This window comes from Streptomyces venezuelae ATCC 10712 (genome assembly GCF_008639165.1).
Lineage (GTDB): Bacteria > Actinomycetota > Actinomycetes > Streptomycetales > Streptomycetaceae > Streptomyces > Streptomyces venezuelae.
The window spans coordinates 6,557,557-6,570,419 of record NZ_CP029197.1; the positions used below are offsets into that span (position 1 = coordinate 6,557,557).

12 protein-coding genes are annotated in these 12,863 nt (G+C 73.2%); 6 read left to right on the forward strand and 6 right to left on the reverse strand.

Annotation, left to right across the window (positions count from 1 at the left end):
• Window positions 1-104 precede the first annotated feature (104 nt).
• The gene (locus DEJ43_RS30220; RefSeq protein ID WP_015037208.1) at window positions 105-581 is read left to right on the forward strand and encodes an SRPBCC family protein; all 477 of its coding nucleotides are present in this window, start codon (window positions 105-107) and stop codon (window positions 579-581) included.
• An 11-nt stretch (window positions 582-592) separates the two neighbouring features.
• On the opposite strand, the gene DEJ43_RS30225 is transcribed toward DEJ43_RS30220, so the two are convergent.
• The 4 genes from DEJ43_RS30225 to DEJ43_RS30240 all read right to left on the reverse strand — a co-directional run bounded on the left by DEJ43_RS30225 (window position 593) and on the right by DEJ43_RS30240 (window position 5,495).
• Window positions 593-1,012, reverse strand: a complete 420-nt coding sequence (locus DEJ43_RS30225; protein ID WP_015037209.1) for a hypothetical protein — start codon at window positions 1,010-1,012, stop codon at window positions 593-595.
• Window positions 1,013-1,206: 194 nt separating this feature from the next.
• The gene (gene helR, locus DEJ43_RS30230; protein WP_015037210.1) at window positions 1,207-3,375 is read right to left on the reverse strand and encodes an RNA polymerase recycling motor ATPase HelR; all 2,169 of its coding nucleotides are present in this window, start codon (window positions 3,373-3,375) and stop codon (window positions 1,207-1,209) included.
• Window positions 3,376-3,589: 214 nt separating this feature from the next.
• A complete protein-coding gene (locus tag DEJ43_RS30235; RefSeq protein WP_015037211.1) occupies window positions 3,590-4,792 on the reverse strand; it encodes a serine hydrolase domain-containing protein in 1,203 nt (400 codons plus the stop codon).
• A gap of 172 nt (window positions 4,793-4,964) precedes the next feature.
• Window positions 4,965-5,495, reverse strand: coding sequence for a hypothetical protein (locus DEJ43_RS30240; protein WP_015037212.1), 531 nt, complete (start codon window positions 5,493-5,495; stop codon window positions 4,965-4,967).
• A 298-nt stretch (window positions 5,496-5,793) separates the two neighbouring features.
• Between DEJ43_RS30240 and DEJ43_RS30245 the strand changes: the two genes are divergently transcribed.
• The 3 genes from DEJ43_RS30245 (at window position 5,794) to DEJ43_RS37635 (ending at window position 7,843) form a co-directional block, all read left to right on the forward strand.
• Window positions 5,794-6,594, forward strand: coding sequence for a bestrophin-like domain (locus tag DEJ43_RS30245; protein ID WP_015037213.1), 801 nt, complete (start codon window positions 5,794-5,796; stop codon window positions 6,592-6,594).
• 214 nt (window positions 6,595-6,808) lie between these two features.
• Window positions 6,809-7,564, forward strand: a complete 756-nt coding sequence (locus DEJ43_RS30250; protein WP_015037214.1) for a hypothetical protein — start codon at window positions 6,809-6,811, stop codon at window positions 7,562-7,564.
• A gap of 102 nt (window positions 7,565-7,666) precedes the next feature.
• Window positions 7,667-7,843, forward strand: coding sequence for a hypothetical protein (locus tag DEJ43_RS37635; protein WP_015037215.1), 177 nt, complete (start codon window positions 7,667-7,669; stop codon window positions 7,841-7,843).
• A 112-nt stretch (window positions 7,844-7,955) separates the two neighbouring features.
• On the opposite strand, the gene DEJ43_RS30255 is transcribed toward DEJ43_RS37635, so the two are convergent.
• Complete coding sequence (locus DEJ43_RS30255) at window positions 7,956-10,250, reverse strand: RICIN domain-containing protein (protein WP_015037216.1); 2,295 nt, start codon at window positions 10,248-10,250, stop codon at window positions 7,956-7,958.
• 237 nt (window positions 10,251-10,487) lie between these two features.
• On the opposite strand from DEJ43_RS30255, the gene DEJ43_RS30260 reads away from it, so the two are divergent.
• Entirely contained in the window at window positions 10,488-11,486 is a 999-nt protein-coding gene (locus DEJ43_RS30260) for a LacI family DNA-binding transcriptional regulator (protein WP_015037217.1), read from the forward strand.
• A 338-nt stretch (window positions 11,487-11,824) separates the two neighbouring features.
• A complete protein-coding gene (locus DEJ43_RS30265; protein ID WP_233448005.1) occupies window positions 11,825-12,325 on the forward strand; it encodes a universal stress protein in 501 nt (166 codons plus the stop codon).
• A 32-nt stretch (window positions 12,326-12,357) separates the two neighbouring features.
• On the opposite strand, the gene DEJ43_RS30270 is transcribed toward DEJ43_RS30265, so the two are convergent.
• Complete coding sequence (locus DEJ43_RS30270; RefSeq protein ID WP_041663058.1) at window positions 12,358-12,858, reverse strand: hypothetical protein; 501 nt, start codon at window positions 12,856-12,858, stop codon at window positions 12,358-12,360.
• Between the last annotated feature and the right edge of the window lie 5 nt (window positions 12,859-12,863).

The following is a 12,863-nucleotide window of genomic DNA, read 5'->3' on the forward strand; positions in this document are numbered from 1 at the left end:
AGCGCCCCCGGCCCGCCCGCCGACCACCCCCGGGCCAGGGGGACCGGCGACCTCCACGCCCTGGCCCGGCTCGCCGAAGAGGCCGAACGAAGCGAGAGGCCCTGATGACGATCCCCCCGACCCCCATGGACACCGTCACCCTGGAACGGCGCATCGCCGCCCGCCCCGAGACGGTCTTCGGCTTCCTCACCGACCGCGAGAAGTGGCTGTCCTGGATGGGGGAGGACGGCTCGTTCGCCTTCGAGCCGGGCGGCTCGTACCGCACCACGGTGACCGGCGGGAACGTCGCCGCGGGCCGCTTCATCACCGTCGACCCCCACCGGCGGGTCGTCTTCAGCTGGGGCTGGGAGTCCGCCCCCGCGACCGACCCGCCCGTCCCGCCCGGCTCCAGCACCGTCGAGATCACCCTCGAACCCACCGCTGAGGGCACCCTGCTGCGCATGATCCACAGCGGGCTGCCCACCACCGAGGCCTGCGAGGCCCACGCCGAGAGCTGGCAGCACTACGTCGACCGCCTCGCGGCCCGGGCCGAGGGCACCGACCCCGGCCCGGACCCCTGGACGCGACAGTCGGAGGGCTGACGGCCTGGGCGTCAGGCGCCCACCGGCACCGGAGCCCGGCCCGGGGCCGGCGCGCCCAGCTCGCGGACGTGGCGGAGCCCGAGGCGCAGATACGCGGCGAGGTCCGCGCGCGGCGCCTTGCGGACCAGCTGACGGATCGCCTGCATGGCCTCCCAGGCGGAGGCGTGCGCGAGGGAGCCGCCCCAGGTCTCGCCGAGCCCGTCCCAGAGGTACGCGCTGAAGCCGAGCTGGAGGGCGCCCGCCCGGCGCCGCTCCTCCTCGTGGGCGTCCAGGGCATGCGTGAAGAATCGTTCCGCCTCGACGGGGGGAAGCGCGGACCGGATGATGCGCAGGTACGGCGCGACAAGGGACGCGACCTCAGGGCACTCCCCACCGGGAACGACCGGGTCGCCGAGAACGGGTGCGGTGGTGCGCTCGTGTGTCTGAGTCATGAATCTATCGATACGTCATCTCATCGCAGGAACGTTCATGACGCGCCCACGGGCGCCACCGGTTCGCCCCACGGAGGGCCCGCCCCGCCGGGCGCCGCACCGAGACCCGCCCTGCCGGGCGCCGCACCGAGACCGCCCCGCCGGATGCCGCACCACGCCCGGCCCCCGGGCGCGGTGCGGCACCCCACCCACCCTCAGGAGCTGGTGAGGATCACGAGCTGCTTCGTCGCGCGGGTCATCGCCACATAGCGGTCGACCGCTCCCTCGATGCCCCCGCCGAAGTCCTCCGGGTCCACGAGCACGACCAGGTCGAACTCCAGGCCCTTCGACAGCGACGGGGTCAGCGACCGCACCCGCGGCCCCGGCCGGAACCGGGGCGCGCCGATGACACAGGCGGTCCCGTCGGCGTTGGCGGCCAGCCACTCGTCGACGATCGTGTCCAGCTCCTCCACCGGACCGCGGAGCACCGGGACACCGCTGCTGCGGACCGACGTCGGCACGTTCGCGTCGGGCAGCGCGGCCCGGATCGCCGGCTCGGCCTCCGCCATGACCTCTTCCGGCGTGCGGTAGTTGATGCTCAGCGACGCCACCGTGATCCGGTCGAGGCCGACCCGGGCGAGCCGCTCCTCCCACGACTCGGTGAAGCCGTGCCTGGCCTGCGCGCGGTCGCCGACGATGGTGAAGCTCCGGGACGGGCAGCGCAGCAGCAGCATCTGCCACTCGGCGTCCGACAGCTCCTGCGCCTCGTCCACGACGATGTGCGCGAACGGCCCGGCGAGCAGGTCCGGTTCGACACCCGTCAGCGCCGCCTCGTCGACCAGCGTGTCCTTGAGGTCCTGGCCGCGCAGCATCGTCACCGCGCCCTCGCCGTCGTCGTCCGCCGCGAGCACGTCCGCGATGACGTCGGCCATGCGCGCGCGCTCGGCGGCGACGGTGGCCTGCTGCCGGCGCCTGCGCCGCGCCGCCTCCGGGTCGCCGAGCCGCTGCCGCGCCGCGTCCAGGAGCGGCAGGTCGGACACCGTCCAGGCCTGCGCGTCCGCGCGCTGGAGCTTCGCCACGTCCTCGCGGTCCAGCCACGGCGCGCACTTGCGCAGGTACGCGGGGACCGACCACAGGTCGCCCACCAGGTCGGCCGCCTCCAGGAGCGGCCACGCCCCGTGCAGGGCCCCCGCCAGCTCCTCGTCCTGCCGCAGCGCCCGCCGGAACTCCTCCTCGGGGACCTCGTCGCCGAGCTTGCCCAGGAGGATCGAGCCCAGCTCCTCCCAGATCTGCTCACGCGCCTCGTTGTGCGGCGTGCCGGCCTCCGGCGCGTCGAACGCCTCGGCCCAGTCGTCGGCGGTCAGCCGCACGTCGGCCCAGTCCGTCGACACCGTCATCCGCTGGGTCGGCGGCTCCTCGTAGAACCGCACGGCCGCCTCGATGGCCCGCACCATGTCGGCCGACGACTTCAGCCGGGCCACCTCCGCGTCCCGCTCGACGGCCGCTCCGGCGCCCTCGGCGACGAGGTCCCGCACGGTGCAGGTCCGCACGCCCTCCTCGCCGAGGCTGGGCAGGACGTCGGCGACGTACGCCAGGTAGGGCTGGTGCGGGCCGACGAAGAGGACCCCGCCCCGCCGGTGTCCGAGGCGCGGGTCCGCGTACAGCAGGTGCGCGGAGCGGTGCAGGGCGACGACGGTCTTGCCCGTGCCCGGTCCGCCGTCGACGACGAGGGTGCCGCGGGACCCGGCGCGGATGATGGCGTCCTGGTCGGCCTGGATGGTGGCGAGCACATCGCGCATCTGCGGCGAACGGCTGCTGCCCAGGCTGGCGATGAACGCCGACTGGTCGTCCAGTGCCGCGTGCTCCTCGAGACCGTCGGCGGTGAACACCTCGTCCCAGTAGTCACTGACGCGGCCCCCGGTCCAGCGGTACCTGCGGCGGCTCGTCAGCCCCATCGGGTCGGCGTGGGTGGCCGCGAAGAACGGCTCGGCCGCGGGGGAGCGCCAGTCGACGAGGAGGCGGCGCCCGGTGCTGTCGGTGAGCCCGAGGCGCCCGACGTACACCGGCTCCGCGTCGTCCGCCGTCACGATGCGCCCGAGGCACAGGTCGAGGCCGAAGCGGCGGAGGGTGCGCAGCCTGCCGGTCAGGCGGTGGATCTCCGCGTCGCGGTCCATCGCCTCCCGGCCGACCCCGCCGGGCGCCTTGCGCGTGGCGTCCAGCCGGTCGGACAGCTCGGTGATCGTCTCCGCGAGGCTCTTCGCGATGGCCGAGAAGTGCCGCTCGTCCGCGGCGATCAGCGCCGGGTCGGTCTTGGCGGAGAGGCGGTCGGGAAGGTCGAACGCACTGGTGCCGTCCAACTGGTCCACCGACGAAAGCACACGCACGAGGTGAGTCTCATTTCTGCAGGTCCTGGGGGTGAGGGGAGTGATTCTGCGGTACGACGGGGGCCTTGCCGCAAGCCCCCCTCTGCGGTATAAGTTGTTAGTGGCGAGAGGTGGTTGGACCCTCTTGCCTTTCCTTATGCCGTGGCGCGGGACCCGCGAGTCGCCGAGTCCGCGCCGCCGCCTGAAACCCACCTCACCCCGTACCCGGCCGTCCTCAGGGGCGCGGGGCGATCCCGCCGGCGTAGACGTTGTCCGGGGTGACGACCTGGGTGATCGCCCGGGCGAGCAGCGTGGACGGCTCCTGGCCCCCGACGAGCGAGTCCGTGTTGATGATGAGGACCAGGGTGGCCTTCTTCGACGGCAGGTAGACCGTCACGGTCTCGTAGCCCGGGATGGACCCGTTGTGCCCGATCCAGCCGTCGGAATTGAGGATCCCGAGGCCGTAGCTGGTGCCGGGGAAGCCCGTCGGCAGCATCTTGAGGCGCTGCGCCTGGGTCTCGGGGCTGAGCAGCTCGCCGGTGGCGACGACCTTCGCCCAGCGGCGCAGGTCGTGCAGGTCCGAGATCATCGCACCGGCCGCCCAGGCCCAACTGGGGTTCCAGTCCGTCGCGTCGGCGACCGATCCGTCCAGGGTCTGGTCGGTGTAGCCGCGGGCGTGCGGTTCGGGGAACTCGGCGCCCTCGGGGAAGAGCGTGTGGCGCAGGTGGGCCGGGCGGAGCACCCGGCGGTCGATGACCTCGGCCAGCGGTCGTCCGGTGACCTTCTCGACCACCAGGCCGAGCAGGACGAGGTTGCTGTTGGAGTACTGGAACCGCGCGCCCGGCGCGAAGGTGTTCTTGTGCTTGTAGCCGTACGCGAGGGACTCCTCCGGTGTGAAGGTCCGCTGCGGGTCGCTCAGCAGGTCGTGGATGAAGTCCTCGTCGGCCGTGTACGGGAACAGCCCGCTGCGCATCTCGGCGAGCTGGCGCAGGGTGATCCGGTTGCCCTTCGGCACCCCGTGGACGTACTTGCCGATCGGGTCGTCGAGGCGGACGCGGCCGTCGTCGACGAGCTTCAGGAGCGCGGTGACCGTGAAGGTCTTCGTCTCGCTGCCGATCCGGGCGAACGTGTCGGCGAACATCGGCCGGCGGGTGGCCTTGTCGGCGACGCCGGTGGCCTTGACGTAGCTGCCCTTGCCGGGCATCCAGAGTCCGACGACGACGCCGGGGATGTTCGCCTGCTTGCGGACGTCCTCGATCGTCCTGTCGAGCTTCGCGGTCAGCTCGGGGCCGAGACCGCCCGGCGGGCAGTCGTCCTCGCCGTGCCGGTCCGCGCTCGCGGCGTGGACGGGGGTGGCGGGGGTGGCCGTCACCGGTGCGAGGACGGACGCCACGAGCAGCGTCGCGACGAGCAGCCGGCGGTAGGGGATACGTCTCATGTCGGGACGCCTCTTCCAGATCACGGTCGGGGTCAGGGTCACGGCGGCAACATCACCACCGCGACCCCGGGCCCGTGCCGCCCGGCCCGGCCCCCGCTCCGCGAGTCCACTCGTTCGGCGCCACCGGCCCGACCCCGGTGCGGACGAGGCCGTGGACCGGGGCCGGGCCCCGTCAGGACGCGGTGGTGAGCAGTTCGCGGCGCGGCGGCGCCGGACGGAGGTCGAGCGTGACCGGGGCGGCCTGTTCGCGGCGGGTGGCGAAGACGTACAGCCGCAGTGCCAGGAAACGGCCGACTCCGGCGAGGGCCGAGGCCGCGAGGTAGACGGTCTGCTCGACGGCGAGACCGGGGGAGCTCTCGACGACGTGCAGGACGAGCACGGCGAGGGTTGTCACGGCGAAGGCGGCGGCGGCCGTCCCGGCGGACTGCAGGTGATGGCGCAGATCGCAGCGCAGCAGCCGGCGGCCTCGCGCGGCGCCCCCGCGGGGCCGCTCTCCGGCCGCGAAGGTGAACCGGGCGTGGAGCTCGGTCGCGAGGACCGTGGAGACCACCGAGACCAGCGCGTTGGCCAGGGCGAACGGCAGGAGGGCGGCGAGCAGGGCGACGGCTGCACTGGAGGCGAGGCCGACCCCGCCGCCGAGGACCACGAAGCGGACGAAGGAGGCGAGGGCGCCGGGGGCGCTGTGCCGGGATACGGGGTCCATCGGGGTCTCCCTCCCTGGAGCGGTGCGGGGCGGTGGGGTGCGGTGGCGGCGGCGCGGTGCGTCGCGATGGCGCAATGTTGGCACCATTATGGCGCCACCGCAAGTCACATGGCGCCACGAGGCGGGAGGTTGGGGCACGGAATGGCGCCGAAGTGGCGCCACGGTCGCCTCGACGGATGCCCTTCACTCGATCGCGTGGACTTCCCGGCGCGACAGCGCGTGGTGGGGCGCGTTTACGGGGCGCGGGCGCTCGGGAGGCGTCAGAGGGCGGCCATCGGCGTCCCTAGACTCACCGGCCATGTCGCTCTGGCTGCTCAACCACTTCAGCACCTTCACGCTCGCCGTCGTCACCGTCGGCGGGACCGTCCTCGTCGCGGTCATCGGCAGCGTGCTGCTGCGCCGCAGGCACCCCTCGCTCGCCGAGGGCGAGCACAACGACATGGTCGGGGTGACGCTGGGCATGTTCGGCGCGATCTACGGCATCATCCTCGCCTTCGTCATCGTGACCCTCTGGACCCAGCTGGAGAGCACGCAGACGATCGTGGCCGGCGAGGCCACCGACCTCGCGCTGATCGCCCGCGACGCCGCCGCGTTCCCGCCCCCGGTCCGGGCCGGCGTCGACGAAGCACTCGGCGCGTACGTCCACTCCGTCGTGAACGACCAGTGGCCCCGGATGCGCTCGGGACAGCCCAGCTACGGAGCCACCGCGCAGAAGCTCCAGAGCGTCTACGACGTGCTCCAGGCCTACGACCCCAAGACCCCGCGCGAGGAGGTCTTCTACGAGGAGGCCGTCAGCCACCTCAACGGCGTCGCCTCGCAGCGCCGGGCCCGGCTCACCATGGCCGAGCAGGAACTGCCGCCGCTGCTCCAGGTGCTGGCCTTCGGCGGCGCGGTCGTCCTCATCCCGCTCACCTTCCTGTACGGCATGCGGAGGCTGCGCATCCAGCTGCTCTTCGTCGCCTCCGTCGCCGCCCTGATCGGCTTCAGCCTGCTCCTCGTCTTCGTCCTGGACCGGCCCTTCGCGGGCGACCTCAGCGTGAGCCCCGCCCCGTACAAGGAAGGCGCCCTGGAGCGCTACTGGGAGCCGGTGAGCCGCTAGGCCGTTTCCTGCGGATCATCTCGCTGACCAGATGAAGAAAAGGCACCCGCATGGGAAAGGTCACACCCATCTTGACCTGCATATATAGCCGGAGCAGACTTGCCCGACCCTCGACGGGAGGGGCTGGGGAGGGAATTCCGTATGACCACCACTGGGCGTGGGGGCCTTCGAAGACCGCTGTGAGCAGCTCTTCTTGGCCGGGGGACACGCAGGTGTGCGGCGGGCCGCCCAGGAGGGCCTCGACGCGCTCGGGCCGCAGCCCGACCTCTACTGCTGGCTGGCCCTTGGGCACGCGGCGGAGGACGAGGACGACCACGACGACCTCGCGGAGGAGGCGTTCCGGGCCGGACTTGCCCTCGACCCGGACCATCTTGGTCTCCTCGCGGGCTACGCCGAACTCTGCCTGCGGGCCGACTCCTTCGAGACCCCCGGGCGTGCCGCCCGCGCGGAGTCCCTGGCGGACCGGCTGAAGGCGCTGGCGCCGGATTCCCCCGAGGCCGGAAAGCTCGTCGCGGCCGAACGGTGGGCGCGGCGCGGCTACTGGGACGACCTCAGGATGCGGGCGGCGGTGGCCAGGACCACGGGCCGCGACACCGAGGCCCAGGCCCGCGCGCTCGCCGACGACCTCGCGAGCGGGGGCGGGTCCGCGGGTCCGGTGGGTGCCGGAGGGCCCGCCGGGCGGGACGCCGCCGTACGTGCGGCGACCCTGGAGGAGCTCTCCGGCCGGTGGGACGCGCCCGTGCGGTGGCTCGGCCGGAACCGGACCGGGGCCTGGGTGGCCGCCTCCCTCCTGTGCTGCCTCACCAACGCGGTGCTGAGGCAGACCGGGCTCGTGGACTCCCTCAGCCTGTGGGGCTTCCTCTGGCTGGTGCCCGTGCTGTGGGTGGACCGGCGGTTCGCCGCCGTGCGCAAGCGGGCCGAGGCCCGTCACCTGGCCCAGCTGGAAGCGGAGCTCGCCGAACGGCGGTGAGGAACGCCACCGCCCGCCCCGCACAACCATCTGCCCTCGTGCGCGTCATACATGGGTGGGGCGCGTGTGCGCTCGCCGGCTTCGAGGGGACTGAGGGAACGCATGAAGAAGTGGACGGCGTACGCCGCCATCGCGACGGGCCTCCTGCTCACGGTCCTTTACCTGTTCGAGGTCATCAGCGTCTCCCCCTACTCCACCTTCGCCGTACTGGCGGGCGCGGCGCTGGTCGTCGACGGGGTCCGGCGGGTGCGCGAGCTCAGGCGCACGCAGGCCCACTAGGGACGAGCGACGCCCGGCACACGGCGTCGGCCAACCCCGCGCACGGCTGCGGCCGGGGTCCCGTGTGGTTCACGGGATCCCGGCCGGGCGGATCGGTGCCGCGGGGGTGTCGTCAGACGACGGTCCACCGCTGGAGGGCGGTGCCGGTGTCGGGTTGCTGGGTGACGCGCGCGCCGTCGCCGGTGGAGGCGGTGGTCAAGAGCAGTCCGCTCGCGGCGGAGGCGACGGTGTAGGTGCCGTTCGCCTGCCGGGTGAGGTTCCAGCGCTGGTTGACGCCGCCGGTGCAGGTCCACTGGATGATCCTCGCGCCCGCGGCGGTCGAGCCGCCGTCGACGTCGGCGCAGAGACCGGACCCGCCGTTCTTGAGCACGTAGCCGCCGTCGGGCTGCCGGGTGAAGACCCATTTCTGATTGGCGCCGTTGTTGGCCGCCCAGGTGATGAGCTGGGTGCCGGGGGTGGTGCTGTGGTCGGGGTTGTCGAGCGCCTTGCCCCCGGTGGTGAGCGTGCGGGTCCCGTCGAGCGAGGTCGCCTGGCCGGTGGGCGTCAGCGTCAGGGTCTGCTCGCCGGCCGTGCGGGTGCCGCCGACGGCGTTGCCGGTGGTGTTGGTCCAGCTGCGGGCGGGCGTGGTCTCGGCGAGCCGGGCGGAGTCGGCGGAGAGGCCGATGACCAGACCGCTGTACCGGTTGACGATCTTGTACGTGCCGGTGGCGGTGCCGTCGGCGGGCGAGGTGCCGCGGACGACGAACCACTGCTGGCCGACGGTGGGCCCGCCGGTGCCGGCGGCGGTGACGGTGGGCTTGGTGCCCCAGGCGCGGGTGCTCGTGGAGGTGGTGGCCACGCCGAGGAGCTGGCCGGTGCCGGCGTTGGCGATGCGGTAGGAGCCGTCGCCGTTGGAGCTGAAGACCCAGGAGGCGAGGTCCGAGCCGGTCCCGTCGGCGAGCGAGGTGGTGGCCGGGCCGCCGGAGACCTGGGCCAGCGTCCGCCCGCCGGCGCTGGAGATGCGGTACGTCTTCGACGTGTCGACCGGAGCGGCGGGTTCGGTCGTGTCGATCGTCAGGTTCACGTACTCGCCGCTGCTGCCGCCCGAGCAGCCGAAGGAGCAGTACGAGCGGAAGTTCCTGCCGACGATCGTGGAGCTGGTGCGGTTGCCGCCGTCGAGGAACCAGCGGTACCAGGAGGCGTTCCTGTAGCTGCCGGTGTCGCCGAGCCGGAACCACTTCTGGGTGGTCAGATCGGCGGTCGCGTAGATCTCCTGCGAGGCGTTGCCGCTCTGGTCCACCGCCTGCGGCTGGCCGATGTACAGGCCGAGATGCGCGTTGTACGTGATGTCCATGACGAACAGCGGGGAGGTGGGCGGCGTCCGGCCGGCGGCGACCTGCTGGCTCACCGTGCCGGTGCTGGCGGGGTCGTACTCCTTGGCGGGGGGCACGTACCCCGTGGTGCTGCTGGAGCCGACCGGCACCATCGTGCTCTCCCGGCCGCCGACGCCGGGCTCGGACCAGGCGCCGTCGTACCACTTCTGCCAGGAACCGGGCGCCATCTTCGCCGAGATCGGGGCGCGGGCGACATGCCCGTAGAACGCCGCCCAGCCGCCGCCCTTGTTCACGATCCGGGAGCCGTAGAAGGCGTAGAAGTAGCCGGACGCCGTGTCGACGAACAGCCGCTGGTCACCGGTGCCGTAGTGGTACGTCTGCTGCGGGAAGGCGGCGGTGTCGCCCCGCTTGGTGCTGTAGTGCGAGGTGATGACGTGGTCCTTGATGGTCCACGTACGCCCCTGGTCACGGGAGACGGCGTAGTCGATGCCGTCGTAGTGGACGCCGTCCCCGAAGGGCTGCGGGGTGAACTCGTTGTGGACGAGGCCGTACCAGTCGCCGGTGTCGGGGTCGACCCAGACGCCCGCGAGGTCGCAGTAGTTGCGGTGGGCGTACCCGGAACCGGTGGGGGCGGCGGTCGCCGTGACACCGGTGGGGCTGTTGTTGCAGCGCCAAGTGGTGTCGTTGTTGCGGTCGTTGGAGTTGGCCGGGTCGACCGCGTCGCTGATCGCTCCGGAACGGGTCGCCGTGTCGAGGTTCGTGCCCGTGTAGAAGGTCCACCGGCGCTGGTCGTTCGCCCCGTAGAGCGCGTGCGCCTGCTGGAAGTAGAAGGTGCCGTCCTTGTCGATGTACGGGGCGGCCGGGGTGTCGTCCGGGGTGGTCCAGGAGCCCTTGGCGCCGACGGTGACGCCATAGGTGGCGGCGGTGGTACCGGTGGCCGTGGCTGCGGCCGTGCTCGTGACGGTGGACGGGGTGTCGGCGGCGGCCGGTGTGGCGGCCGCCGCTCCGGACGCCGTCAAGGCGGCGCCGGCGCCGGTGACGACCAGCGTGGCGGCGGCGAGCGCGCCGGTCAGTCTGCTGAGCGGAGTTCTCACGGTGACTCCCTGATCGGTGACTGCGGTGTGGGGGAGGGGAGTTGGGTGGGTGGACCGTACGGCGGATTTGACCGGTAAAACAAGCGTCGCGGGCCGAAAACTTCGGATTCCCCCACGGCGGGCCGCCGGGCCTCCGGGCCCGGGCCACCGCAGGACCGCACCCCCGTACCGCCGTTGACCGGCGGACATCGCGGCGATACCGTGCAACGCCATTGGATCGGTAAAATCGAGGTCATCATGGTGACGATGCAGGACGTGGCCGAGCGCGCCGGAGTCACCAAGCAGACCGTCTCCAACGTCCTGTCCGGCCGCGTCGCCGTACGCCCCGCCACGGAAGCCCGGGTACGCGCCGCCATCGCCGAACTCGGCTACGTCCCCAACCTGGTGGCGCGGTCCCTCGCCACCGGCAGCACCCGCACCGTCGGCCTGTTCGTGCCCACCGTCTCCACGGCCTTCTACGCGGAGGTCGTCGAGGAGGCGGAGGACGTGCTCGACGCCCACGGCTACCGCCTGCTCCTGTGCACCACGCGCCGCGACGGGGAGCGCGCCCGGCGGCACCTCGCGGGACTGACGAGCCGCTCGATCGACGCGCTGCTCATCGCGGGGGACCAGGGGCTCACCGACCACCTGCCGCTGCTGTCCCGTACGAGGTTCCCCGTCGTCCTGTGCGCCTGGGAGACCCGCGCGCCCGCCGAGTTCCCGGTCGTCACCGTCGACTACGAGCACGGCGGCTACCTGGCGGGGCGCCACCTGCGCGAACTCGGCCACCGGAACGTCGCCGTCCTCGCCAGCCCCGCGCACACCCTGCGCGTGAACGGCTTCCGCCGGGCGTTCGCCGAGGACGGCCTGGACGTCCCGGCCGGGGCGGTGCACCTGGCGCCGGAACCGTCGTTCAGGGCGGGCATCGAGGCGGCGCGGGCAGCGCTTACGGCACACCCGTCGGCGACGGCGCTGTTCGCCACCCACGACGTCCTCGCGGTCGGCGCCCTGGAGGCGGCCCGCGACGCCGGACGCTCCATCCCGGACGACCTGTCCGTGGTCGCGCACGACGACACCCCGGAAGGCCTGCTGGCCCGCCCCACCCTCACCAGCGTCGCCCTGCCCACCCGCGAGATGGCCCGCGAGGCCATCGGCCTGCTGATGCGGGCGATCGAGAACACCACCCCCACGGAGCCTCGCCCCGGCCTCCTGCAGCCGACCCTCATCGCCCGCGAGAGCACCGCGCGTCGCGGCTGAGCGAGCCGGACCGACCGGGGCGGCAGCGGGCGAGGGGCCGCGCGTCGGGGGGACGTCAGGGGTGCCGGGTCGCGCGTCAGGCGTACGTCAGGGGTGCTGGGCCGCGCGTCAGGGGTGCGCCAGGGATGCCGGGTCGCGCGTCAGGGGTACGCCAGCAATGCCGGGCCGCGCGTCAGGAGTACGTCAGCGGGGTCGCGCCAGACCCCCGGTTGGCTCTTCTCTGGAGCGGAACAGCAGCCGGCGACCCACGCCCGCGCCTCGCGGCGGCGGGACCCGCCGAGCGCGGTGGGACCGGCCCACACGGTGGCCAGGAAGGCGAGACGGTGCGAGGACGAGTCGTGGTCGGGACGAACGGATCCCTGGGGAGCCTGCGGGCCCTGCACGAGGCCGCGGCGCACGCCCGGGCGCGGGAGGCGGAGCTGCTGGTCGTCATGGCCTGGCAGCCGCCCGGGGGCGGACCGGGCAGCCGCACCGCCTGCGGTCCCTCCGTGCTCACCGACCACCGGAACGCCACGGCCGCGCTGCTGCGCGAGATCCTCGACGCCTTCCGCGAGGGGAGGCCCGGCGTGGCCCCCGTCGGACGCATCGTCCGGAACACCCCCGGCGTCGCCCTGGTGGACGCCGTCGGTGACCCCGGTGACCTGCTCGTCGTCGGTACGGGTTCACGCGGGCCGCTGCTCAGGGCGCTGCGGCCGTCGGTGGCCCGGTACTGCATGGCCCACGCACCCTGCCCGGTGCTCGCGGTGCCGCCCAGCCCGCTCCAGGCGGACCTGGAGGCGCTGGACCGCCGGAACGCCTGGCGTATCCCACGGGACGGCCGGACCGCGGCGGCGGGCTGAACGCCGTGGGCCCGGGTGGGGTGCCGGTGGGGTCAGCCCGCCAGTGAGGCCCGCAGGCGGTCGATCCCCCGCAGGACCTCGGTGCGGTTCTTCGCCCGCTTGATCCAGGCCGGCAGCCGGGCGATCAGGGACATCCTCGCCCCCGGCTCGTGCCACGGCGCGTGCTCGCGCAACGGCGCCTCCACGAACTGCCGGATCAGCGTGAGGTGTTCCGGGTTGTAGGCCCACAGCAGTCCGTGCCGCGTCTCGGTCTGCAGCCAGAGCGGGAGGCCGAAGTACGGGTCCGTGACCGGCTCCGCGCCGAACCGGAGGACGAGCCGCTCGCCCGGGTGCCTGCGTGCCAGGCCGCAGCCGCGGCACACGAGACTCCGCTCGGCGAACATCGAGGCGGCCTCGGCGCCCGGTGCCCCGGCAGCAGGCACGACGCGGGCGGCCTCGGTGCAGCGAGGGCAACGGACGAGGACGGTGCCCACGAAGGCTCGTACGGAGAGCTGAGGGTCCCGAAAACGAGACGAAGGGGACAGCGCGGTCATGCGCC

Coding starts and splice junctions, on each gene's coding strand:
- DEJ43_RS30245 (WP_015037213.1), top strand. CDS start 5,794: ATGTCGCTCTGGCTGCTCAACCACTTCAGCACCTTCACGCTCGCCGTC.
- DEJ43_RS30270 (WP_041663058.1), bottom strand. CDS start 12,858: ATGACCGCGCTGTCCCCTTCGTCTCGTTTTCGGGACCCTCAGCTCTCC.
- DEJ43_RS30220 (WP_015037208.1), top strand. CDS start 105: ATGACGATCCCCCCGACCCCCATGGACACCGTCACCCTGGAACGGCGC.
- DEJ43_RS37635 (WP_015037215.1), top strand. CDS start 7,667: ATGAAGAAGTGGACGGCGTACGCCGCCATCGCGACGGGCCTCCTGCTC.
- DEJ43_RS30240 (WP_015037212.1), bottom strand. CDS start 5,495: ATGGACCCCGTATCCCGGCACAGCGCCCCCGGCGCCCTCGCCTCCTTC.
- DEJ43_RS30225 (WP_015037209.1), bottom strand. CDS start 1,012: ATGACTCAGACACACGAGCGCACCACCGCACCCGTTCTCGGCGACCCG.
- DEJ43_RS30260 (WP_015037217.1), top strand. CDS start 10,488: ATGGTGACGATGCAGGACGTGGCCGAGCGCGCCGGAGTCACCAAGCAG.
- DEJ43_RS30235 (WP_015037211.1), bottom strand. CDS start 4,792: ATGAGACGTATCCCCTACCGCCGGCTGCTCGTCGCGACGCTGCTCGTG.